The organism is Henriciella marina, assembly GCF_027213945.1.
Taxonomy (GTDB): domain Bacteria; phylum Pseudomonadota; class Alphaproteobacteria; order Caulobacterales; family Hyphomonadaceae; genus Henriciella; species Henriciella marina_A.
Window position 1 is genome coordinate 620,886 of the sequence record NZ_JAPWGW010000001.1, and the last position, 20,872, is coordinate 641,757.

At 60.7% G+C, this 20,872-nt stretch carries 23 protein-coding genes and 1 tRNA gene; 4 read left to right on the plus strand and 20 right to left on the minus strand.

Translation table 11 applies throughout. From position 1 onward, the window contains the following. Positions 1 to 132: 132 nt before the first annotated feature. From leuB to O4G74_RS03185, 9 genes are all read right to left on the minus strand, one after another. Entirely contained in the window at positions 133 to 1,188 is a 1,056-nt protein-coding gene (gene leuB / locus O4G74_RS03145; protein WP_269401209.1) for a 3-isopropylmalate dehydrogenase, read from the minus strand. Positions 1,189 to 1,241: 53 nt separating this feature from the next. Beyond that, on the minus strand, positions 1,242 to 1,874 hold the full coding sequence (gene leuD, locus O4G74_RS03150) for a 3-isopropylmalate dehydratase small subunit (RefSeq protein WP_269401210.1): 633 nt from the start codon (positions 1,872 to 1,874) through the stop codon (positions 1,242 to 1,244). A 9-nt stretch (positions 1,875 to 1,883) separates the two neighbouring features. Further along, positions 1,884 to 2,738, minus strand: coding sequence for a VOC family protein (locus O4G74_RS03155; protein WP_269401211.1), 855 nt, complete (start codon positions 2,736 to 2,738; stop codon positions 1,884 to 1,886). Between the two features lie 8 nt (positions 2,739 to 2,746). Then, on the minus strand, positions 2,747 to 3,067 hold the full coding sequence (locus tag O4G74_RS03160) for a hypothetical protein (RefSeq protein WP_269401212.1): 321 nt from the start codon (positions 3,065 to 3,067) through the stop codon (positions 2,747 to 2,749). A 102-nt stretch (positions 3,068 to 3,169) separates the two neighbouring features. Continuing rightward, positions 3,170 to 4,567 carry a 3-isopropylmalate dehydratase large subunit gene (leuC, locus tag O4G74_RS03165; RefSeq protein WP_269401213.1) on the minus strand — a complete coding sequence of 466 codons (1,398 nt, stop codon included), beginning with the start codon at positions 4,565 to 4,567 and terminating at the stop codon, positions 3,170 to 3,172. Positions 4,568 to 4,719: 152 nt separating this feature from the next. Next, positions 4,720 to 6,120 (minus strand): hypothetical protein, encoded by a 1,401-nt coding sequence (locus O4G74_RS03170; RefSeq protein WP_269401214.1) that lies wholly within the window; start codon positions 6,118 to 6,120, stop codon positions 4,720 to 4,722. Between the two features lie 340 nt (positions 6,121 to 6,460). Further along, on the minus strand, positions 6,461 to 7,039 hold the full coding sequence (gene rplS / locus O4G74_RS16415) for a 50S ribosomal protein L19 (protein ID WP_419715345.1): 579 nt from the start codon (positions 7,037 to 7,039) through the stop codon (positions 6,461 to 6,463). Further along, positions 7,026 to 7,769 (minus strand): tRNA (guanosine(37)-N1)-methyltransferase TrmD, encoded by a 744-nt coding sequence (gene trmD, locus O4G74_RS03180; RefSeq protein ID WP_269401215.1) that lies wholly within the window; start codon positions 7,767 to 7,769, stop codon positions 7,026 to 7,028. The genes rplS and trmD overlap by 14 nt, the downstream gene beginning before the upstream one ends. Before the next feature lie 34 nt (positions 7,770 to 7,803). Further along, entirely contained in the window at positions 7,804 to 8,424 is a 621-nt protein-coding gene (locus O4G74_RS03185; protein WP_269401216.1) for a J domain-containing protein, read from the minus strand. Positions 8,425 to 8,498: 74 nt separating this feature from the next. Between O4G74_RS03185 and O4G74_RS03190 the strand changes: the two genes are divergently transcribed. From O4G74_RS03190 to O4G74_RS03200, 3 genes are all read left to right on the plus strand, one after another. Continuing rightward, entirely contained in the window at positions 8,499 to 8,729 is a 231-nt protein-coding gene (locus O4G74_RS03190; RefSeq protein WP_269401217.1) for a BolA family protein, read from the plus strand. 77 nt (positions 8,730 to 8,806) lie between these two features. After that, positions 8,807 to 9,190 carry a hypothetical protein gene (locus O4G74_RS03195; protein WP_269401218.1) on the plus strand — a complete coding sequence of 128 codons (384 nt, stop codon included), beginning with the start codon at positions 8,807 to 8,809 and terminating at the stop codon, positions 9,188 to 9,190. A 105-nt stretch (positions 9,191 to 9,295) separates the two neighbouring features. Then, the gene (locus O4G74_RS03200; protein WP_269401219.1) at positions 9,296 to 10,018 is read left to right on the plus strand and encodes a hypothetical protein; all 723 of its coding nucleotides are present in this window, start codon (positions 9,296 to 9,298) and stop codon (positions 10,016 to 10,018) included. 25 nt (positions 10,019 to 10,043) lie between these two features. Here the strand turns inward: O4G74_RS03200 and O4G74_RS03205 are convergent, their stop codons facing one another. The 7 genes from O4G74_RS03205 to O4G74_RS03235 all read right to left on the minus strand — a co-directional run bounded on the left by O4G74_RS03205 (position 10,044) and on the right by O4G74_RS03235 (position 15,650). Then, positions 10,044 to 10,469, minus strand: a complete 426-nt coding sequence (locus O4G74_RS03205; RefSeq protein WP_269401220.1) for a hypothetical protein — start codon at positions 10,467 to 10,469, stop codon at positions 10,044 to 10,046. Between the two features lie 6 nt (positions 10,470 to 10,475). Beyond that, positions 10,476 to 11,507, minus strand: a complete 1,032-nt coding sequence (ruvB, locus tag O4G74_RS03210) for a Holliday junction branch migration DNA helicase RuvB (protein WP_269401221.1) — start codon at positions 11,505 to 11,507, stop codon at positions 10,476 to 10,478. After that, the gene (gene ruvA, locus O4G74_RS03215; RefSeq protein WP_269401222.1) at positions 11,504 to 12,130 is read right to left on the minus strand and encodes a Holliday junction branch migration protein RuvA; all 627 of its coding nucleotides are present in this window, start codon (positions 12,128 to 12,130) and stop codon (positions 11,504 to 11,506) included. The genes ruvB and ruvA overlap by 4 nt, the downstream gene beginning before the upstream one ends. Continuing rightward, on the minus strand, positions 12,127 to 12,639 hold the full coding sequence (gene ruvC / locus O4G74_RS03220) for a crossover junction endodeoxyribonuclease RuvC (RefSeq protein WP_269401223.1): 513 nt from the start codon (positions 12,637 to 12,639) through the stop codon (positions 12,127 to 12,129). Before ruvC ends, ruvA begins: the two co-directional genes overlap by 4 nt. Positions 12,640 to 12,732: 93 nt before the next feature. After that, positions 12,733 to 13,443, minus strand: a complete 711-nt coding sequence (locus tag O4G74_RS03225) for a metallophosphoesterase family protein (protein WP_269401224.1) — start codon at positions 13,441 to 13,443, stop codon at positions 12,733 to 12,735. A 74-nt stretch (positions 13,444 to 13,517) separates the two neighbouring features. Beyond that, a complete protein-coding gene (locus O4G74_RS03230) occupies positions 13,518 to 14,285 on the minus strand; it encodes an aminotransferase class IV (protein WP_269401225.1) in 768 nt (255 codons plus the stop codon). A 3-nt stretch (positions 14,286 to 14,288) separates the two neighbouring features. Next, positions 14,289 to 15,650, minus strand: a complete 1,362-nt coding sequence (locus O4G74_RS03235; RefSeq protein ID WP_269401226.1) for an anthranilate synthase component I family protein — start codon at positions 15,648 to 15,650, stop codon at positions 14,289 to 14,291. Between the two features lie 70 nt (positions 15,651 to 15,720). On the opposite strand from O4G74_RS03235, the gene O4G74_RS03240 reads away from it, so the two are divergent. Further along, positions 15,721 to 16,134: a DUF2147 domain-containing protein gene (locus O4G74_RS03240; RefSeq protein WP_269401227.1), complete on the plus strand. Its 414-nt coding sequence runs from the start codon at positions 15,721 to 15,723 to the stop codon at positions 16,132 to 16,134. Here O4G74_RS03240 and O4G74_RS03245 read toward each other — a convergent pair. The 4 genes from O4G74_RS03245 to O4G74_RS03260 all read right to left on the minus strand — a co-directional run bounded on the left by O4G74_RS03245 (position 16,131) and on the right by O4G74_RS03260 (position 20,805). After that, complete coding sequence (locus tag O4G74_RS03245) at positions 16,131 to 17,219, minus strand: SDR family oxidoreductase (RefSeq protein ID WP_269401228.1); 1,089 nt, start codon at positions 17,217 to 17,219, stop codon at positions 16,131 to 16,133. The two genes, O4G74_RS03240 and O4G74_RS03245, sit on opposite strands and share 4 nt — an antisense overlap. Positions 17,220 to 17,309: 90 nt before the next feature. Beyond that, entirely contained in the window at positions 17,310 to 19,592 is a 2,283-nt protein-coding gene (locus tag O4G74_RS03250; RefSeq protein WP_269401229.1) for a TonB-dependent receptor, read from the minus strand. A gap of 192 nt (positions 19,593 to 19,784) precedes the next feature. Then, a tRNA-Gly gene (locus tag O4G74_RS03255) sits at positions 19,785 to 19,859 on the minus strand. Between the two features lie 211 nt (positions 19,860 to 20,070). Continuing rightward, positions 20,071 to 20,805: a DUF6065 family protein gene (locus O4G74_RS03260; protein ID WP_269401230.1), complete on the minus strand. Its 735-nt coding sequence runs from the start codon at positions 20,803 to 20,805 to the stop codon at positions 20,071 to 20,073. Positions 20,806 to 20,872: the final 67 nt, after the last annotated feature.

The following is a 20,872-nucleotide window of genomic DNA, read 5'->3' on the forward strand; positions in this document are numbered from 1 at the left end:
CTTCGCCTTCGCTCAGCATGAGCGCCTTCACGGTCTCGTCTTCACCAGCTTATCCTGAGCGTGGTTCGACAGGCTCATTCCGAGCGCAGTCGAAGGACGAGCCGGGCGCCGACTGGCAGCGCCCAACCCAACCTAAAGGCAGTCGATGATCGCGTCGGTCATGGCGGTAGTGGAGAGATCGCCGCCAAGGTCGCGGGTGCGGGCGCCGGCCTCGAGTGCGCGGCCGACAGCTGCCATGATCCGGTCGGCGGCATCCGGGCGGGCGAGCGACCAGCGTAGCGCCATTTCCAGCGACAGAATGGCGGCGCAAGGATTTGCGATGCCCTGGCCTGCAATGTCCGGCGCCGAGCCGTGCACGGGCTCAAACAGACCCGGCGTGCCTTCTGTACCGAGGCTGGCCGAAGGGAGCATGCCGATGGAGCCTGTCAGCATGGCCGCAGCATCTGACAGAAGATCGCCGAACAGATTATCCGCCAGGATGACGTCGAACTGTTTCGGGGCACGCACCAACTCCATGGCGCAGGCATCGGCGAGCATGTGAGAAAGCTCAACGCCATCTCCATGCGTTTTGTGGACTGTGGTGACTTCCTCGCGCCAGAACTGGCCGCTTTCCATCACATTGGCCTTGTCGACCGAACAGACCCGGCCGGTGCGGCCGCGCGCGATTTCCAGCGCGACGCGGGTGACGCGTTCGACTTCCGGCGCGGTGTAGACCGACATGTCGAAGCCGCGGCGAACACCGTTCGCGTCGGTCTCAATACCGCGCGGCTCACCAAAATAAACGCCGGAGGTCAGCTCACGGACGATCATGATGTCGAGGCCTTCGACGCGGTCGCGCTTCAGACTTGAGGCATCGACGAGCGCGCCGAAACAATAGGCGGGGCGCAAGTTTGCGAAGACATCGAGTCCCTTGCGGAGACCCAGGAGTCCAGCTTCCGGACGCTTGTCGCGGGCAACGTCCGTCCATTTGGGTCCGCCAACCGCACCGAGGAGGATGGCGTCAACAGATTTAGCGCGGTCCAGCGCGGCAGCGGTAAGCGGTACGCCGTGCTTGTCGATGGAGGCGCCACCAACAAGATCCTCTTCGATCGCGACATCCGGCGCGACGAGCTGGCAGATGCGTTGCGCGGCAGCGGTCACTTCAGGGCCAATGCCATCGCCGGGCAGAAGAAGCAGGGTCTGTTTCATGGATCGTCTCCACAGGCCGCAGTGGCGGTCCGATTACGTGTTTTCAGAAAAGCTCAGGCGCGCGAGCGGGGCAGCCAGGGTGTTTCGTGTGCGCGGCGCGCTTCGAAGGCATCGATAGAAGGTGCGGCCTGCAGCGTCTGGCCGATATCATCAAGTCCTTCGAGTAGACTTTGCTTGCGACCAGGGTCGATATTGAAGCGGATCTCCGCGCCCTCTGGCGTTGTGATGACTTGTTGCGCGAGATCGACGGTGAAGCGATGATTGGCGCCTCCCGTCTGCTCGGCCAGAGCTTCACACACCTCGATCGGCAGAGCGATGGGCAGGATCCCATTCTTGTAGCAATTATTATGGAAGATATCGGCGAAGGACGGGGCAATGACGCATGTGATGCCCTGGTCCAGCAGCGCCCAGGGTGCGTGCTCCCGTGACGAACCACATCCGAAATTGTCGCCTGCGATGAGAATGCCTGCATTCTGATGTTCAGGCTGATTAAGGACGAAATCCGGATCAGGGCTACCGTCTGCCGTGGTCTTGAGTTCGTAAAACAGACCCGTCGACAGACCCTCGCGTTCCGTTGTCTTCAGGAACTGTTTGGGGATGATCATGTCCGTGTCGACATTCGCCATGAGCCGCCCCTTGTCGGTGAGGGCGGCGGCGGTCGAGATGAGCGTGGTGAAAGCTTGCATGGCCCTGTTCTAATCCCGAGAGTGGGCAATGAACAAGGTGGGGACGCGGAGAGTCCTGTCCTTTACCGTAAAGACCTGGGTTCTGGGCTTGCGGCCTTTGCGCACGTCAGAGGTTTCGATGCCCGATCTGGCGAGACGCGCATGGGCCGCCTCGATATCGCGGACCGTCCAGGTGAGGCCCCATATATGGTCATTGGCGGCGGGGTCTGATGCTCCGTCCAGCCCGTTAATGATTTCCAGGGTCAGGCCGCCGGTGCGGAAGAAGAGGAAACGCGTCTTCCATTGCTCGGCCGTCCGGTCGAGACGAAGGTCGAGGCCAAGACGCGCACCATAATTGGCGGCGGCGCGATCAGGATTGGGCGTGTTGATCACCACATGGTCCATACAGTGGACGCAAGATTCGTCTACTTTTGCCGCTAGACTGTCGAATTCAGGCTGAATGACAAAGGTCTTGATGCCGGCCATGGCTTCATCGCTGCAGCGGAACCGCTGCCAATGACGGCGCGCATCCGTGTCCAGATGCGTGCTTTCCCCCGGCTGGACGGCATCAGGTTGTAGGCCGCGCCGGGTGAAAAGCCTGTGTGCCTCGGTGATATCATCTGTGCGGAAAGCTAGGCTGGTGAGAGACGCACCGCCGGAAATCAGCTCCCGTAAACGCGGCGCTGCGCCCGCGTCGCCATCGGGCGCCATGAGTTCAATCGCAGTGTTGTCGACGCGGAAGAGAGATGTCGCTGCGCCGCCCGACGCGGCGCGCCAGTCCGGCTCGCGGCCGAGAAGAGCCGAATAGGCATTGGTGCCGACCTCGATATCACCACAAAGGAGAACCAGATGGTCGATCGCGGTCAGCAGGCCGGCACCAGGCATGGGTTTGCCTATTCCTCTGCCGCGATGACCGTGGCGGTGCCGCTCGCGCCATTGTCGCCGGTATAGGCCGAGGCGTGGCCGACTTCATTGCCCGGCTCCGCGAAAGTCAGGCAGCCATTATACGCGTCGCTCTCAATACACATCTTCGAGGCGTCTTCGTCATAGGTGTAGGTGCCGTTTCCAGCGGCAGACGTCATCGTGCCATCATCGTGGAAGACGGCTTCCTGATCGTTTCCGCTGTCGCTGTCGAATTTGATCGTGATAGAGCCGGCAAAAGCTGGCGCGGCGCAGATCGAGATGGCCGCAAGGGTGAGTGCAGTGCGTTTCATTAGTTCCTCCCAAGTGTTGAGTTTATTGGTACTCTATTAACCAAGAGGATTAGGTGGCCGCTGCGGCAAGCGCAAGAAAAAGCGGTCCAGGTGTTCGAAGTCTCAGCCGATCACGCCGGTGATTGCAGCGCGGGCGGCGAGGGCCGGGCTCATCAGGTGGGTTCGTCCGCCCCGGCCCTGGCGACCTTCGAAGTTGCGGTTCGAGGTAGAGGCACAGCGCTCGCCCGGAGCGAGGATGTCCGGGTTCATGCCAAGGCACATGGAGCAGCCCGGCTCACGCCATTCGAAACCGGCCTCAATGAAGACGCGGTCCAGACCTTCCGCTTCGGCCTGTGCACGCACAAGGCCGGAGCCCGGAACGACCATGGCGCGAACGCCGTCGGCGACCTTTGACCCGGACGCGACACGTGCAGCTTCGCGCAAATCTTCGATGCGTGAATTGGTGCAAGAGCCGATAAAGACGCGCTGTACCGGCGTGCCGGCAATGGGCGCGCCGGGGGCAAGGTCCATATAATGGAGTGCGCGTTCCACGGCGGCCTTCCGCACGGGATCTGTAATGATGGCGGGGTCCGGCGTATTTCCCGAGAGGGGCATGGCCTGCTCGGGACTGGTACCCCAGGTCACGGTTGGCTCAACGTCTTCGCCGCGAATTTCAACAATGCGATCCCACTGGGCGTCGTCATCAGAATACAGGGTTTCCCAATAAGACTTAGCCACGTCCCACGCACCTGCTTTTGGAGCCGCCGGCCGGCCTTTCATATAGGCGAACGTCGTCTCATCCGGTGCGACGAGACCCGCGCGTGCGCCGCCCTCAATCGAGAGATTGCAGAGCGTCATCCGCCCTTCCATGGAGAGTGCACGGACCGCTTCACCGCGATACTCCATGACGTGGCCGGTTCCGCCGGCTGTGCCGATGACGGAGATGAGATGGAGGGCGAGATCCTTGGCGGTGACGCCCTCCCTTAGCTGGCCGCTGACGTCAATCGCCATGTTACGGGACTTCTGGGTGCGAAGCGTTTGAGTGGCGAGGACGTGCTCGACCTCAGATGTGCCTATGCCATGGGCCAGCGCGCCAAACGCGCCGTGGGTCGATGTATGGCTGTCGCCGCAGACAATTGTCATGCCGGGCTGGGTCCGTCCCTGTTCAGGGCCAACGACGTGAACGATGCCATTGCGAACGTCGCCCATTGGGAAAAATTCGATGCCGTATTCGGCCACATTGCGTGACAGCGCAGATAGCTGGTTGCGGGCGGCTTCATCGCGCACGCCTTCCAGTCCAGCGGCCTGATTTTCCGTGGGCGTATTGTGATCTGCGACTGCGAGGGTGAGTTCAGGCCGGCGCACCTTGCGCCCATTCGCCTTCAGACCAGAGAAAGCCTGCGGCGTGGTTACCTCGTGAATGAGATGGAGATCGATATAGATGAGGGCGTCGCCACTCGCGGCGTCGGTGTCCACGAGGTGGGCGTCCCAGATCTTGTCGTAAAGTGTCTTGCCCGGCATGTCAGAGCGGCCTCCTGCTGCGGTGCAAAAGACCATGTGGGACAGGGGATGACAAGACCGTCCGCCACGTCCAGCCCTTGCAATATCCGGCAAAAGAAAAGGGCCAGCTCATCGAGCTGGCCCTTTCCGGGTCTTTCTGGTTCAGGCTTGACCTAGCAAGGGCAACCTGGGCCGACGTTCAGGACCACCAGAGAAGCGCGCTGCGTCTCATAACGGGTCGGTGCGACGACGGTTTCAACCTGGCCGCGGACGCGGCGGTATTCGATCGGCTGGACGATGCGACGCTCGACCGGCTGGATCACGTTACGCTGGGTCACCGCTTCGAAGTAGGATTCGGTGTACTCTTCGCGATATTCCTCGGTGACCTGCGGGATGTAGTTCACCTGGGTTTCCGGGATCGGCTCAGCTTCGACGCGGCCTGGCAGGTACTCTTCCTGATAGATCGTGTCGCGGACGATGGTCTCGGTCTGCGGGCGAAGCACGCGGCGTTCGATCGGCTGGATGGTCGTCACGACAACCGGCTGGACCACGTTGCGGGTAACCTGATCGACATAGACGTCTTCAACTTCGAGGACGGTACGCTCGGTAACCTGCGGAATGATCTGCTCGGTGATCTGAGGCGCCTGTTCGGTTTCAACACGAACCGGAAGACGCTCTTCCTCGTAGCGGGTCGCCGCGGTGACGGTTTCGGTCGTCCCGCGAAGGATACGGCGCTCAACTGGTTGGATCATCGTGCGGACGACTGGCTGATACACATCGCGGCGGGTGACAGCATCGACATAGGTGTCGGTGTACTCTTCGCGGGTGTTCTCGGTCAGATCCTGGACCACGTTCTCGATGACTTGCGGGACTTCGTCCTGCTCAACACGAACCGGTGCGCGGACCGTTTCGTAACGGGTGTCAGCGGTGATTGTCTCGGTGCGTGGACGCGTGATGCGGCGCTGGACCGGAACGATCGTGGTACGTTCGATCGGCTGGGTGATCTCACGGCGGGTCACGACGTCGTAATAAGTCTCGGTTGCTTCCTCGACATATTCTTCCGTCACATCCGTGGTGATGTTTTCCTGAACGGCAGGGACTTCATCCTGCTCAACACGAACTGGAAGGTACTCTTCCTCGTATACCGTGTCTTCAGTCACTTCTTCAACGCGAGGACGAACGATGCGGCGTTCGATCGGCTGGATGAGCGTGCGCTCAACCGGCTGAACGATTTCGCGGCGGGTTACAGCGTCGAAATAGGTCGTGGTTTCCTCGAACTCAGTGTTCTCGGTCACGCGCTCTTCGACGTTCTCACAGCACAGAACGCTGTCGATCGCTTGCTGCTCACCACCGAGGTAGCGAACATCAGCGCCGCCGGACGTGCCGCTTTGCTGGATGATTTCACGAACCTGAGCATCTGTAAGGACGCGTTCGTCGGTTGCGGAACCAGCTGAAGAAAAACGCTCTCCAACCGCTTCATGTTCCCAGGTGCCCGCTTCGCCATCGGCGTGGGCCGCGAGGGGGAGTGCAGCCAAGGCAACGACACCCACCATAAGTTTCTTGCTAAGTTTCATTCGACCTTCCCCAATTCTGACCCCACCGGCCAACTAAAGGATATTAAGTTGCCCGAAGCCCTCGGGACCGTTGTTGATACGCCATAAATACTGACGTCGCTCATTTCGTATACGAAACGGTAATCTTGAAACCAACTAGATTCCCTTCGCACGCGAGCAAGACCTTGAAAAACACTGTCCCAGATGGGGAAAACTTGGCTTTCGCGGCCCGCTTGTCACCTACTCTGCAAGCCATATGCCGTAGTGTTATGGGGGTATAAGCCAAAAGTGTTGCAGCCAGAACACAAAAACCCCGCAACTTCCGTTGCGGGGTTAAAAAATTACCAAATATTAGGAAATTCTACTGGTCGGAGGTGTTTTCACCCTCTGCCGCATCGTTCTCTGCGGCTGCAGCTTCTGCCTCGGCGGCCGCTGCTTCAGCTTCTGCGGCCTTGCGCTTGGCTTCTTCTGCCTCTGCGCGATCCTTGGCGGCCTGCTCACGGCGGGCAGCTTTCTGCTCGACGCGCTGACGCTTGCGCTCGGTCTTGGATACGGTGACCTCAGTGGTCTCCACGCCGTGGCCAGTGGTACGCTCTGCGATACGGGCCGACTTGCCGCGCAGGTTGCGCAGGTAATAGAGCTTCGCGCGGCGCACACGGCCCTTGCGCTTGACTTCGATGCTCTCGATCATCGGCGAGACAACCGGGAAGACGCGCTCGACACCTTCACCGAAGGAAATCTTGCGGACCGTGAAGTTCTCATTCACGCCTTTGCCGGCGCGGGCGATGCAGACGCCTTCGAAACGCTGGACGCGTTCACGGTCGCCTTCGCGAATGCGCACATTCACAGACAGGGTATCGCCAGGAGAAAAATCCGGGATTTCCTTGCCTGAAGTGACGCGTACCACTTCTTCAGCTTCGAGCTGTTCAATCATGTTCATCGTCCGTCTCCGACGCTCGTATTCTTTGCCCGTTGAGGTAAGCGGCCCATAAATCGGGACGGCGCCCTTCTGTCAACAGTTTACTGCGGTTGAGCCGCCATTGGTCGACCTTGCTGTGATCGCCGGACAAAAGCACGTCCGGCGTGGGCTGAGCTTCCCATATCCGGGGCAGCGTATATTGCGGGTATTCGAGTAGCCCGGCCGAGAAACTCTCATCTTCAATAGAGGTTTCATTCCCGGCTACGCCTGGCAGCAGCCGGAGCGTTGCTTCTATGATGGCCTGCGCTGCGACTTCGCCGCCAGCGAGGACAAAATCGCCTAGCGAGACTTCCCGCATGCCGCGCTGGGATATGACGCGCTCATCCAGTCCTTCGAACCGCCCGCAGAAGCAGATGAGGCCTGGGCCCTGTGCAAACTCATGGGCGAGATTCTGGGTGAATGGCTCGCCGCGCGGGCTGAGATAGATGAGCTCGCGGCCTTTCCGCTCGGTGCTGTCTATGGCGGCCGCAGCGACGTCCGGCCGGATGACAAGACCTGCGCCACCGCCTGCCGGCTTGTCATCCACCTGGCGATGTTTGCCGAGGCCGAAGCTGCGAAGGTCCGTCGTCTCCAGTGACCAGATGCCCTGCTCGCGCGCGTGCCCGAGTATAGAGACGTCGAGCATGCCCGGAAACGCGTCCGGGAAGAGCGTGATGATGGAAACGTCAAACGCCATGGATCTGCTTTTCATGCCGCCCGGAGACGTGAAGACTTAAGCGCGATGCTCAGGCCTTCATCATTCCGGCCGCCTTCAGCGTCTTGCCGGCGCGAAGGACGCGGGCAAGCATGTGCTCTGTCGAGCGATCGCCGCCATTGGAGTCCGGGTGGAACTTGCGGATGTACTCGCTGTAGCGCACGCGGATCTCATTGGCGGTTGCGCCAGCTTCAAGATCAAGCTCAGCAAGCGCCTGCGCGGTAACGCCTTCGGACTGTTGCTCCTTGCGGCGCGCCTGACGGGCTTCGGCATTCTGTTCGAAGAATTCCTTGCCGCGCCAACGACGTGGATCGTGCGCCGCAGCGGCCTTGCCCTTGCCCATCGGACCGGTGCCGAACTTCCAGGTCTTCTGGAAGCCGTGGCGGGCCATTTCGTTGAAGGCCTCCAGCTCGGCATCCGACATGCCTGCAAAGAAGTCATAGTTGCGGTTATACTCCCCCGCATGCTTCTGGCAGAACCAGTAGACACCTTCGAGGCCTCTCGGCTTCGGTGCGGGGTGATCGCCTGCCAGGTCGCAGTCGTCGCGATGACACTCTCGCGTCTCGACGGCTTTCTGGCGCTCTTGCTCCTCCTTCGGAGGCTTCACCCGTATATCGGTGAACTTGACGCGGTATGAAAATGCATCTGCCATGGGTCAGGGAACATAGAGTGAAGAGTTTAATGAGGCCAGAATTGACAAACAGATCAGAGCGGATTCGTGCGAGATTGACGCAGCTTTTTGCACCTAGCGAGCTTAATGTCAGGGATGACAGCGCCATGCATGCCGGTCATGCGGGCGCGCGCCCCGAGGGTGAAACCCATTATAAGGTCGAAATTGTCTCATCCGCATTTGACGGAAAGAGCCGGGTAGAGATGCAGCGGGCAGTGAATTCTGCGCTGAAGGATGAGTTCGATAGCGGGCTGCACGCGCTTTCTATCACGGCGCGGGCCGGTTGAGGCGGGCGGCGTTTGCGTCTTCCCGGTATTAAAATTGCAGATCGTTCAGGACCGGCACAGAAAGTGGTCTGAAGACGATGTTCCTTGCAGTTGCGCCAAACCCTCACAAGAACGGAGCGCCGACGCGCATCGCCAAGCTTGCCAAGCGCGGCGGCCCGGTCTGGGCGATCGATGCCGAGGCGCTTCACCGCAATCCCGAACTTCTCGCGCCTTTTGGTCGGAATGCGCCAACATGGATCAAGCTCGCCGACGCCATGTCGGTCGTCTTCGTGATGCTGGCCGTGATGGGAAGTTTCATGATCGGCTGGTGGATGTTCCTGCCGGGTATGGCGCTCAGCCTCGCGCTTGGTGCTGTCGCGCGTTGGCTTGCGGCACATGTGGCGCGCAAGGCGGCGAAACAGTCCTACGAGGCGCTGCTGCGCCTGCATTCAATGCAGCTGATGTGGCTGATCTCGAACTAGAGCCGTTAGAGCGCGAAGATCCAAAGTTGAAATTCGTACAGTCTTGCTCGATGAGAGAGCAGGCGTGGATCGGGATATTCTAGAGGCCATTTTCGAGGGTGACGGATGACGGGGAAGCTAAAAGCCTTCGTGGCGCTTTTTTCGGCATGGGCAATGGTCGCTTGCGGCAAGGCTGTAACAGATACCGAGCCCTATTCTGTCGAACGCGATGGAGCGGGTGAAGTCCTGCATACGGACTTATTCGCAGACCCGGAGATTTGCTTTCACGAATTCGAGCTCGAGAGCGCCAGTATTCGCAGTGCAGATTTCCCTCTATTTGATCTGAAGTTTAAAGGGCAATTCTGCGCGTGGCGTGAGTCGGGCTTAACGACATTTAAAAGTCTCCGCGGGGAGCGTTGCGGAACTCATCTGGCTCCGAGAATAGCTGGTGCGCACTTGGAGCGATCTTTCGCTGGAGATGTGAAACACCTATTCGCGAACTGTACACTCGGATTGACGGTAAAGGCTGAAACAGGGCCCAGCCTCGTTTTCGACTTGGAGAGTATCTACGCAGACAGCGAAATGGGCTTAGTCATTGTGAAAGGTTGGAAGCTTAAGAGGCCCGAGACTTTGACGCTCAAAGACCCCGCTACAAGCATGGTGCTCAAAGATCTCCAAAGACGCAGCGGATTTCCAGTAACCGCAGCGTTGCAAGAGAATGTCGACGTCATACACTTCTTCGTCGACTTAGCGGCGCCAATCCATCGTGACGAAATGTGCAGCCTTCTTCACGAAACGCTGAAACCGCATTTCGATGAAGCTATGGAGACCTGTGAGCCGCAGTATTGAGCCAGCCCTAAAAGGGGATCTCGAACTAGAGCCGCTGCACCGCGAAAATCATCGCAATCAGAATTGCCAGCATGAAGACGAGGGTCAGGCCGACCGCAATGACGCGGCGGGCCTGTCTTCGGTCCCTGACGCGGCCTTCGGTCGAGCGTCTCGAGAGGATGAGGCGGTTGGAGATGAAGCCGATCGCGGCGATGACTGCAAAAAGCGCCGACATGTAATAGGTGATGAGCGCTGCGAGGGCTGCGGCAAGCAGAAGAACCACAGCGATTTGCGCCGATGCTGTCCGCAATAACGCCCTGATATGCGTATCGGCGCGCGCTGGGTCGAGCTTGTCATAGGAGGTGTTGGGAGAGGCGATCGCTGCGATCCAGGCGCCGCCCGCGCCGAGGCCATACATGTAGATCACGACTGCGCGCATAAGCTCATGATATTCGATTGGCAGGCGCAGCATGGCGGCTCAATCTCCGTTGAAGAGACCGCTTTGCTGGCCGCTGGCCGGAGGCGACAGGCCGAGCCGTTCATAGGCAAGCGGAGCGGCGATACGGCCGCGCGGGGTGCGGGCGATATAGCCCTTTTGCATCAGGAACGGTTCGATCATGTCCTCGACGGCGTCGCGGGCCTCTGACAGGGCAGCGGCCAGCGTGTCTGCGCCGACGGGCCCGCCTGCATAAGTGCGCACCAGGGCTTCAAGATAGCGCCGGTCGAGTGCGTCGAGCCCGTCCTGATCTATCTCAAGGCGCGAAAGCGCGCGGGAGGCGGCAGCCTTGTCAATGGACGCCCCTTCGGCTTCGGCAAAATCGCGCACACGACGTAGTAGCCGTATCGCGATACGCGGCGTGCCGCGGGCGCGGGTCGCAATTTCCAGCGCGCCGTCTTCTGTAATGTTCGCCGACAGTTTGCGCGCCGCCGCCATGATGATGCGGGAAAGATGCTCCGGGCTATAGAAGTCGAGGCGCATCGGAATGCCGAAGCGGTCTCGGAGCGGATTTGCGAGGAGGCCGGCCCGGGTGGTCGCGCCAACAAGGGTGAAGGGCGCAAGATCGAGCCGGACAGAGCGCGCCGAAGGCCCTTCGCCAATCACGATGTCGAGGGCGTAGTCCTCCATGGCCGGGTAGAGGATCTCTTCCACGGCGGGCGGCAGACGGTGAATCTCGTCGATGAAGAGAACATCATTGGCTTCGAGATTGGTCAGGATCGCCGCGAGATCGCCAGCCTTGGCGATGACCGGGCCCGACGTGGATCTGAAACCCACACCCAGCTCTTTCGAAACGATCTGCGCGAGCGTCGTCTTGCCGAGCCCGGGCGGGCCGAAGAGCAGGACATGGTCAAGCGCTTCGCCGCGCGCCTTGGCGGCATCGACATAGACTTTCAGATTCGACTTGATGGCGTCCTGGCCGACATAGTCATCGAAGGACTGCGGGCGGAGCGCCCGGTCCAGCGCTTCGCCGGACTGGCGCTCAGGATCAGTGAGGCTTCCATCCCGGCTCATGAGGGCGCAAGCTCTTTCAGGCCGGCACGAATGAGGGCGGAGGTGTCAGCCTCAGGATTATTTCTGGACGCAGCCAGCACGGCCTTCGACGCATCAGCCTGTGCGTAGCCAAGATTGACCAGCGCGGAGACCGCTTCGCTGCGGCTGCCTGCGGCCGCGGGTGCCTGAGTCTCAGTTTCTTTCATGGATGTATGCGGCGCGAACGCGCCAAACCGGCCCATGGGTGGGGGCTTGCCGGACAGCTCGCCGATGATGCGTTCAGCCAGTTTCTTGCCGACGCCCTTGGCGCGCGAGATGGTCGCGGCATCACTTATAGCAAGCGCGTCCATGAGTTCTGCGGGCGAGACAGCATCCATGATGGCCATGGCCGACTTGCCAGCGACGCCTGGTACATCCTGCAGGCGCACGAACCAGGCGCGGGCTTCATCGCTTTCAAACGCAAACAGGGTGATTGAACTTTCCGTCACCCGGGTCTCAATGTGCAACTCAGCCTTGTCGCCCGGAGACAAGCGTGAGAGCAGCCGAGCGCCAGCAAGCGCAACATAGCCGACGCCGCCAATGTCGATCATGACACTGTCAGTCCCGACCGTCGCGATCTCTCCCCTCAGCCTACCAATGATCATGCGGCCCCCCTTGCGCGCAGCTGGGTTGGCATTCGTGCATGATGGGCGGTGCAGATGGCGCAGGCGAGCGCGTCGGCCGCATCAGATGGCAATTTGCCAACCTTGGGCAGTAGCCGTGCGACCATGAAGCCGACCTGGTTTTTATCTGCGGCGCCTGTACCGACGACGGCAAGCTTGATCGTGCGCGGCGAAAATTCAAAAACATCCAGACCGGCACTATGAAGTGCGGCCATTGCCACGCCGCGCGCCTGACCAAGCTTCAGCGCAGAGCGCGGGTTCGCATTGACCAGTGTTTCCTCTACGCCGCCGATTTGCGGCAGGTATTCCGCTGTCAGGAGACCTATCGCTTCAAAGATACCGCCAAGGCGGGCCGCGAGGCTTAAGCCGGGATCGATGCGGATAACGCCATGGGCGATGTGGCTGAGCCGGGAGCCTGTCTGTTCGATCACGCCCCAGCCGGTATGACGAAGGCCGGGATCGATACCGAGGATGCGAAGGGTTTCGGACATAGAAGGCGAAAAACCACTATTCGGGTTAACAGGCTCTTCCTGTTTTCCTGATTTGTTCCGCCCCGGCAAGGGAGAGTTTATGTTCGCCTGCTATCAGGCGAAGATAAATTCTGGCGTTGTCACGCCCGGCGCAAAGACGCCTGCGGTCAGTCGTCCGCCATAGACCGCGCCTGTATCGAGATTGAAACGGCAGGGCGGATCGCCTGCGAGTTCTGGTGACGCATCGTCGGTTGGGGTGTGCCCATGGATAACTGTCCAGCCATCAAGCGGGCTGCCTTCCCATTGGTCCGGTTCGAAAAAGCGCTGCGAGCGCGTCCACATATGGGTTTGCGCGCCGCAATGGGGAAAGCTGGATGGGTCGACGCCGCCATGCACGAAAACGAGGTGACGATCCTCTTCCAGATGGAGCGTCGGCAGACTACGGACCCATTCAATGTCGTCTTCGGGTGGCATGTCAGTGCCGCGGCGCATATAGCTATGTAGCGTCGCGTCACCGCCATTGCTGAGCCAGTGAAGACGCGAGTCGCCATGTCTTTCGTCAGCGGCATCCAGCATCATCTGCTCATGATTGCCGCGCAGATTGACGACGATGATGTTGGTTCGCGTTTCAAGGTCTCGCAGCAATTCGATGACGCCTGCGCTGTCCGGGCCGCGATCGACATAGTCGCCGAGATGGATGAGTTTGAGCCAGCGGTCTGAATGCCATTCCAGGTGATGCGCCACGATCTTTTCATGCAGCGCTTCAAGCCGGGCCAGCTCGCCATGAACGTCGCCTATTGCATAGATTACAGCCTGATCGACCAATGGGTACCTCGCCGGTTCCAGTGTCTGCGCCTCTGCTATCAACGTCCTGCCTCCGGATAAGTTGAGGACATTCTTCAGGTGCGGGTATCCAAACTTGCGACAAGTCTGAGCCCCCACAGGCTGTTCGTTGCAAAAATCCGGCCATTCGGAAGGGTAAGTTCTTCGGAGTCGATGGGGCGCTCCAGACAGGGCGTTCCGCGCTCCTCAAGCTTCGCCATCACCCGGCCACGCATATATCCAGGGCGGACCCCTTCAGAGGGTGGAGGTGTGACCCAGCTCCCACCTGGCTGGGTGATAAAAAGATTGGCCATGGCAAAGCAAGCAGGACGCCCCTGCATGTTCAGAAGCAGGGCTTCGTCAGCGCCAGCGGCTTCGGCCTCGCGGCGTGCAGCGAGACTGTCGGCATAATTTGTCGGCTTGATCTGGCTGACAGGGGAGGTCTCATTGCGCCGGATCGAAGAGATGATCGCTGAAAGCGGCGCATAAGGCCGTGACTGCATAGTCGGGAAAAGGCTGATCACGGTCAGCGGCTGGGCCTCTCCGGCATCGGCGCCCCGTCCGCCGGCCCCGCGGCTCAGCGTGATACGAAGGGATGCGCTGCTTCCTGCGACGCTCGCCGCTTCACCCAGTGCAGCGAGAAGGATTTCATCGTCTGGATAGCCCGAGATGGATAGCGTTTTTGCGGAGCGGCGGAGCAAGGCGATATGCTCGCTGGCGCCTTCAATCTCTCCGTCGGTCACGCACAGGGTTTCAAAGCATCCGTCGCCAAGCAGGAAGCTGCGGTCGCGAACCGATACGGCAGGCTTGGTCTGACGCTCTGCTCCAAGAAATGCGATATCCATACGCTACTCCCCCTCAAGCGCAGCCCGGATGGCGCGGGCCTTGTCGAGTGTTTCAGTGTACTCTTCCGAGGGGACGGAGTCCGCGACGATTCCACCCCCTGATCGAAAATGCCCCCGCCAGCCGCCATCGTTTTCTTCTTCGAAGGCGACTGTGCGTATCAGGATAGAGGAATCCATGGCGCCGTCCGGACTGATCCAGGCGAGCGACCCGCAATAAGGGCCGCGCGCTTCATCCTCGAGCTTTTCGATAATCTGCATTGCCCGGATCTTGGGCGCGCCTGTGACCGACCCGCCGGGAAACGCGGCCTTTATGACGTCGAAAGCATCCCGCCCTGGCGCGAGCGTCGCTTCAATCGTGGAGACAAGATGGTGGACATTGGCATAGGTCTCGAGTGCCTGGAGCTTCGGCACACGGACACTGCCAGGCGTCGATATACGCGAAAGATCGTTCCGCATGAGGTCGACGATCATCAGATTCTCGGCGAGATCTTTTTCCGAGGAGAGAAGCTCATTGGCGAGGGCGCGGTCTTCTTCCTCGGTGGTGCCGCGCGGGCGCGTGCCTTTAATGGGCTGCGTGATGGCTTTGAGGGCGCCGTGAGGTTGGACGCCGATCTGCAGGAAGCGTTCCGGGGAGTTCGAGGCCAGCGCCAGACCGGGCAGGCGGAAATAGGCTGAAAACGGCGCGCGGCTCGACCTGGCAAGGCGGCGCGTGAGGTCAAACGGGTGGGCGCCCATGTTGAGTTCAAAATCGAAACGCTGGGAGATGTTGGACTGGAAGCAGTCACCGGCATGGACGTAGTCCACCGTGCGGGCGAGACGGGCTTCATAGTCTGCACGCGGCAGGCGCGCCGTTACCGCTGATGCCAAGGAGACATGGAGGTCGGTCTTTGGTTCACCAATTAGACCTAGGAGTTTTGGCTCAGTACTCTCGTTCCAGCGCCAGAAGAAATGCTCGGCGCGCTCAGTTTCGTGATCGAAAGCGATGAGTTCATTATAAAGACCAAGGGCAATGTCAGGCCATGCGCCGCGCTCAGCGCCTTCGCCCAGCTTGGGAAGCAATGCGCGGCCATATTCATATGAAAAGAGCCCGGCCCAGCCACCGCAAAAAGGCGGCGCGTCATCCGGTCGCTTGAATGGCAGCGCGGCCATGCCGCTTCTCGCGACATCAAGATCGCGGGGTCCGTCGGCGGCCGTCACATGCAGCGTGCGCATCGGGTTGGCGCAGATATAGCTCCACTTTCCACTGCCGCCATTCAGCAGGAGCGCGAAGGGCGTGTCTTTAAGAGGCGCGAACGCCTCGACAGGGTCGCACCAGCCAAGCGGCGTCCGGGTAAGGAGGCGTTCAGGCTGGCTGGAATTAGTCATTTTCTAGCAAATTCGCCCTAGCGGTGGGGGACTGGGGCGCAACACCGCCCCTTGTTCAAGGGGACCATATATGAAGAGAGCATTCGTTTGCATCGCTTTTGCTGCCGCAGGTGCGCCAGCGATCGCGCAGGACATCACGGGCGTCTGGAGTACAGGCACAAACGGTGCCGAAGTCGAGATTGCACCCTGCGGCGCGGCCATGTGCGGCACCCTGCTGACCTCGAACGCGATCAAGGCGTCGGCAGAAGCCAAAGACGTCGAAAACAATGATCGCGCTTTGCGGGACCGTCCGCTGAAAGGCATCACCATGCTGACCGGGTTTTCCGGCGGGCCGGAGCGATGGAGCGGCGGTAAGCTCTATAATCCCGCAGACGGCAAAACCTATTCGGGCACGATCAAGCTGACATCCGCCAATGAGCTGGAGCTTCAGGGCTGCGTGATCCGCCCACTTTGCAAGACGACAGTCTGGACGCGCATCCGCTAGGGTTTGGGCAGGTAGCCCGCCTCCTGAAACCAGGCGAACCATTTGGCGAACATGGCTTCGGTGTCGATCACCTCGGTCAAGCCCGACTGGCGAAGCTTTATCGTCGAGACGATGGCGGGCGGAAGCTGACCTTCGAGCCCGGATGCCATGGTGAAGTCGATATAATGGTGAGACTCACCGAGCAGGGCTTTCAGGTTCGGTTCGGTAAGGCCGTGTTTCTCAGCGAGCGCAGCCCAAGCCTCTGACTGGCTTTCGAGCCATGCGCCCGCCTGCATCGGGCGTTCCTCGCCGACCTCCATGCCGAGCGCGGCCGCAATGGCGGGCCAGACCCCGCGCCAGGTGAAGACATCGCCATTGGTGACGTTGAAGATCTGGTTCTGAGCAGCCTCGCTCTCACCAGCCCAAGAGATGGCGCGGGCGACGAGGTCTGCATCCGCCGCTTCGAGGACGGTGTGTGCGCCGCCGGGGAAGTGCAGCGGCTCGCTCCTCTCTTTCAGCAGCGCGCCATAGGCGCCGATGGCCGGGATGAGGTTCATGGCCGCGCCGGTTGCCTCACCGAAGATGATCTGCGGGCGGAAGATGCTCCATGACCAGTCCGCGCCGGTGGCGGCCTCGCGCAGATATGCCTCCTGTTTCCAGTAGAAATTCTCATGCTCGACTTCGGAGCGGTCCTCTCGCGCGGGGGTCTCGATGGGGCGGATGTGCGCGCCATAGGCCTTGGTGCCCTGCAGGATGGAGACGTGGCGGAGGGACTTCGCGCTCTCCATGAGAGGCTGAATCAGATTGCGCAGCATCGCATCATTCGTGTCGATCTGATCGGCTTCGCGCCAGCCAGCGATGAGGCCGGGCTTCTCGAACAGGGCCGCATAGACCAGGTGGGTGACGTCGCCGTGCTGGCGCGCGAAGGCCGCGCAGGCGTCAGCGTCCATAAGATCGAGGCTTACATGGGCCGCGCCATAGGTCTCGCGCGGCGTGCGGCGGCTGATCGCGATCGTTTCGACGCCTTGGCTGGCGAAATGCTTCATCGCAGCGAGGCCGACGACGCCCGTCGCACCAGCGACGAGGACTTTCTTGCGCTCCGTCATATTTCCTCCATTGGCCTCTTTCGTTTTGGCTGTTGGAGGAAACATGGCGGAGCGATGCGCACACGGCCACCCCTGCCGCCGGGGAGAGGCCTAGAAGTTGAGCTTCGCCGCAACCCCGTACTGGCGAGGATCAGAGCGGAATGTGTTGTAGCCGATGAAGCCATAGCCGGAGATGGCAACGTCCTCGTCCGTCAGGTTGCGCCCCCACAGGCTGAGCTCGAGGCCCCGCGTGTCGAGATAGAGCGTCGCGCTGGCGTCCACCGTGGCATAGCAATCCTGACTGCGCGCATCGAGACCCTCGGCGTCGAGATAGTATTTGCTCTTGGCTTTCGCATTCGCCTGAATGGCTGCGCGGCGATTGTCTGTGAGCTGCCATTCCTGACGGATGCCAAGGGTGGCCGAAAGCTCCGGCGCGAAGGGCAGCGGGTTGCCGTCAAAGAGCGCGGCGTTGCCGGCGGTGTTGCTGGTTTGCTCAATTTCGGTTTCGAGCCAGGTGATGCTGGCAGTCAGATCGAGGCCGTCTAGCGGTGACCAGCGTGTGTCGGCTTCGACGCCGTAGGACACCGCCTCATCGAGGTTCGAGAGCGAGTTCGACGTGATCTGGCTGCCATCCGGCAGGTCGAAGGATACGAAGATGCGCGCCTGCGGGGCGTCATAGTCCTGATAGAAGGCCGCTGCGTTGAAGGCAAAATTGCCACGCGCGGTCTTGAAGCCCGCCTCATAGGAGGTCACGGTTTCGGCGCCGAACAGACCTTCATCCTGCCAGTTGGTCGCATTGTTCTGGACCTCACCATTGAAGCCGCCGCTCTTGTAGCCATTGGCAACCGAGGCATAGATCGATGTGTCCGGCAAAAGCGCATAGCGAAGCGCGGCATTGCCAGTGAACTTGTTCTCTTCGAGGGCATTTTGCCCGACCGCGCCGCCAAGACCATCGCGATTGTTCAGGCCGCGCGTGCCGTCGGTGAAGATGTGCTGGCCATAGCCGCTGCCTTCGATGTCCTCGTAGGTGTAGCGCGCGCCGAGCGTCAGGGTGAGGCGGTCTGAAAGATCAAAGTCATTATAGGTGAACAGGGCGGCGGTGGTCCGCTCCTGCCCAATATGGGTGAGTAGGGAGACAGCTGTGAGCGGTGAGACGGGGTCAGGCCCCACGCGGCCCGCCGTGCCGACATAGGGACAGGTCCCCGCAAGTGTCTGCGGATCGAGCTGTCCGCACCAGATGAGATAATCCTGCGAAAAGTCCTCAAAGGCGAGGTGGCCGCCGACAAGCACGCGGGCGCGGTCAAACTCACGCGCGGCGCGCACTTCCTGGCTGAGCTGCAGGAAAGAACGGTCATAGCTGAGATTGGCGTTGAGGTTCGGATTGCCGAAAGGCGCGGGCGTGCCGTCGAAATCAAAGCCGTAGTCCTGCCCATAACCTTCAAGCGCCGAGAGCGAATAGAGCGACCACGCCCCGACAGTCGTCTCGCCCTCGAGCGCAAACCCGTAGAACTCATTGTCAGTGTCTTTGAGGCCAAGACCTTCGGACGAGATCTCATGGTCGCCAACGTTCAGGCTGTCATTGCGCGGGGTCGTGTTGATGCCCTTGTCTTCTTCAAAATGGCCGCGCAGCAGGAGCGTTGAGCCACCGGGTGCCTCATAGAGAAGCTGGCCGCGAAGGCCGAACTCATCGCGCTTACCGCCTGCCGCATCCGGGCCGCGCGGAATGGCCGGGTCCGTCTGAACATTATCGAGGGCCGGGTCCTGCGAGAGGTAGCGGCCCGCGACGCGGTAAGAGAGACGGTCGGTCAGCGCGGCGCCACCAGCCCCTGAAAGATCGATCCGGTTGAAATTGCCGTATGAGGCGCGGATGTAGCCCTCCTGATCCTGGCTTGGCCGCGTGCTGATGAAGTTGATCGCGCCCGAAGAGGCATTGCGACCGTAGAGCGTGCCCTGCGGGCCTTTCAGCACCTCCGCGCGGGCAAGATCATAGAGAAAGAGGCTGGTCTGGACGTTCGTCGAGAGAAAGACGCCGTCCGAATAGATGGCGGCGGCGGTCGGCGTCAGCGCCTGATGGTCGACGGCGCCGATGCCGCGGATCTGGAAGGCGACCTGTGAGCCATTGGCGACGGCCGCTTCGACACCGGTAAGGTATTGCGTGACGCCTTCGGCACCGTCCAGCGTGGAAGCCTTTTCAGCAATCTCGCCCGCCAGCACGGTGACGCTGGCTGGAATGTCGAGCGTCGACTCTTCGCGCCGCGTCGCTGTGACGGCGACCGTCTCCAGCTTGCGGACGTTGTCTTCGTTGTCAGGGCCTGTCTGGGCGGCGGCCGGGCCGGCGCAAAAAGCAAGGCAGACGGACGCGAGGCAGGCGCGCCGGAATGTCGAGATACGCATGTAAGAAACCCTCTGGGAGAAACTGTACCGGAGAGGGGCGATCTGGCGCCGCCCACTCAAGGCGAGGGGCTTAGCGCGGGCAGTTTTACGGTCAACTCAACGAGCCAATTAGCACTGCTAAGGGCTGCGGACTGCGCACGACATCGATGCCCGAAACGGGCATGAAATCACTTTGTCGATATTGAGAAATATTGGAGCGGGCGATGAGATTCGAACTCACGACCCCAACCTTGGCAAGGTTGTGCTCTACCCCTGAGCTACGCCCGCGTCCTATAGGGTAGCTGGCCGACTTGCGCCGATCAGCGAGAGACGGGCTTTAAGCGCAAATAGGATCAGGGTGCAAGGGGGATTTTCAGGCGGGAGGTGTAATCGGTGTTCTTGGGCCCCGGTAAAGCCGAGGCAATTCGCGCTAGATTGACGTAAGCGATGCCGCCCTCGTCCTTCGGCTTCGCTCAGGATGAGGGCGTCGTGTTCGGGCCTACACGTCTTTCGGTGGCTTCAGGCGGCGCTTGGTCTGGTGGGCGTCGGCCTTGTCGCCGGTGACTTTCTCGCCGCGCATATAGTGGCGCTGCCAGCCAGCCTTCACCGTGTCCTGATCGCGCGCTTCAAGCTTTTCCAGAAAGCCGCTCCGGCTCTTATTCCAGGCAAGGTAGTCGTCCTGGAGCTGTTTGTTGGAGGATAGAAGTTTGCGCTCTGGCTGGATCTGTTCGGTCTTGCCGTGTTCGAAGGGCATGACGAAACAGAAGGGTTCACCCTTCTTGAAGACGACTTCGCCGGGGCGCGTCATCTGCCAGTTCATGGTGAAGGGGAAAGGCAGCCAGTCAGTCTCTACAAGGCCTGTCAGCGGCTGGATGCCATCCTTGAAATAGTTTGGCGGGCCAGTGGTCCAGACGCCCCAGCCTGGCGGGGTGCGGAAAAGGTGACCGGTATGGAAGGTCACGATACCGCGCCGGAAATGACTGTCTGCGAAGGACGGAATAGCCGCCGGGTCGCCCGTCGTGAACAGCTTCAGCGAATAGTCATGCTCGCCGCCATCCCAGATGATCTTGATGTCCATCGGGCAGAGGATTTCCCAGCCGGTGGAGTTCGCCATGGTGAGCGGCAGGCAGCGATAGGGATGGCGGTCCGGGAACTTGTCCATCCAGTCGCGCTGGGACACGCCTGGCCTGATCTCAGGGGCGACATTGTAGATCTTGTAGCATTCAAGCTCCATGTGGAGCCTCCTTGTCCTTGTCCTTGGGCCGGGCTTTTGCGCGCGCCGCGTACTTGACGCCTGCGCC

Bases quoted from the DNA above. Each gene is read 5' to 3' on its own strand.
- leuB (WP_269401209.1), bottom strand. From the start codon at position 1,188: ATGAAACAGACCCTGCTTCTTCTGCCCGGCGATGGCATTGGCCCTGAA.
- leuD (WP_269401210.1), bottom strand. From the start codon at position 1,874: ATGCAAGCTTTCACCACGCTCATCTCGACCGCCGCCGCCCTCACCGAC.
- O4G74_RS03155 (WP_269401211.1), bottom strand. From the start codon at position 2,738: ATGCCTGGTGCCGGCCTGCTGACCGCGATCGACCATCTGGTTCTCCTT.
- O4G74_RS03160 (WP_269401212.1), bottom strand. From the start codon at position 3,067: ATGAAACGCACTGCACTCACCCTTGCGGCCATCTCGATCTGCGCCGCG.
- leuC (WP_269401213.1), bottom strand. From the start codon at position 4,567: ATGCCGGGCAAGACACTTTACGACAAGATCTGGGACGCCCACCTCGTG.
- O4G74_RS03170 (WP_269401214.1), bottom strand. From the start codon at position 6,120: ATGAAACTTAGCAAGAAACTTATGGTGGGTGTCGTTGCCTTGGCTGCA.
- rplS (WP_419715345.1), bottom strand. From the start codon at position 7,039: ATGAACATGATTGAACAGCTCGAAGCTGAAGAAGTGGTACGCGTCACT.
- trmD (WP_269401215.1), bottom strand. From the start codon at position 7,769: ATGAAAAGCAGATCCATGGCGTTTGACGTTTCCATCATCACGCTCTTC.
- O4G74_RS03185 (WP_269401216.1), bottom strand. From the start codon at position 8,424: ATGGCAGATGCATTTTCATACCGCGTCAAGTTCACCGATATACGGGTG.
- O4G74_RS03195 (WP_269401218.1), top strand. From the start codon at position 8,807: ATGTTCCTTGCAGTTGCGCCAAACCCTCACAAGAACGGAGCGCCGACG.
- O4G74_RS03200 (WP_269401219.1), top strand. From the start codon at position 9,296: ATGACGGGGAAGCTAAAAGCCTTCGTGGCGCTTTTTTCGGCATGGGCA.
- O4G74_RS03205 (WP_269401220.1), bottom strand. From the start codon at position 10,469: ATGCTGCGCCTGCCAATCGAATATCATGAGCTTATGCGCGCAGTCGTG.
- ruvB (WP_269401221.1), bottom strand. From the start codon at position 11,507: ATGAGCCGGGATGGAAGCCTCACTGATCCTGAGCGCCAGTCCGGCGAA.
- ruvA (WP_269401222.1), bottom strand. From the start codon at position 12,130: ATGATCATTGGTAGGCTGAGGGGAGAGATCGCGACGGTCGGGACTGAC.
- ruvC (WP_269401223.1), bottom strand. From the start codon at position 12,639: ATGTCCGAAACCCTTCGCATCCTCGGTATCGATCCCGGCCTTCGTCAT.
- O4G74_RS03230 (WP_269401225.1), bottom strand. From the start codon at position 14,285: ATGGATATCGCATTTCTTGGAGCAGAGCGTCAGACCAAGCCTGCCGTA.
- O4G74_RS03235 (WP_269401226.1), bottom strand. From the start codon at position 15,650: ATGACTAATTCCAGCCAGCCTGAACGCCTCCTTACCCGGACGCCGCTT.
- O4G74_RS03240 (WP_269401227.1), top strand. From the start codon at position 15,721: ATGAAGAGAGCATTCGTTTGCATCGCTTTTGCTGCCGCAGGTGCGCCA.
- O4G74_RS03245 (WP_269401228.1), bottom strand. From the start codon at position 17,219: ATGACGGAGCGCAAGAAAGTCCTCGTCGCTGGTGCGACGGGCGTCGTC.
- O4G74_RS03250 (WP_269401229.1), bottom strand. From the start codon at position 19,592: ATGCGTATCTCGACATTCCGGCGCGCCTGCCTCGCGTCCGTCTGCCTT.
- O4G74_RS03260 (WP_269401230.1), bottom strand. From the start codon at position 20,805: ATGGAGCTTGAATGCTACAAGATCTACAATGTCGCCCCTGAGATCAGG.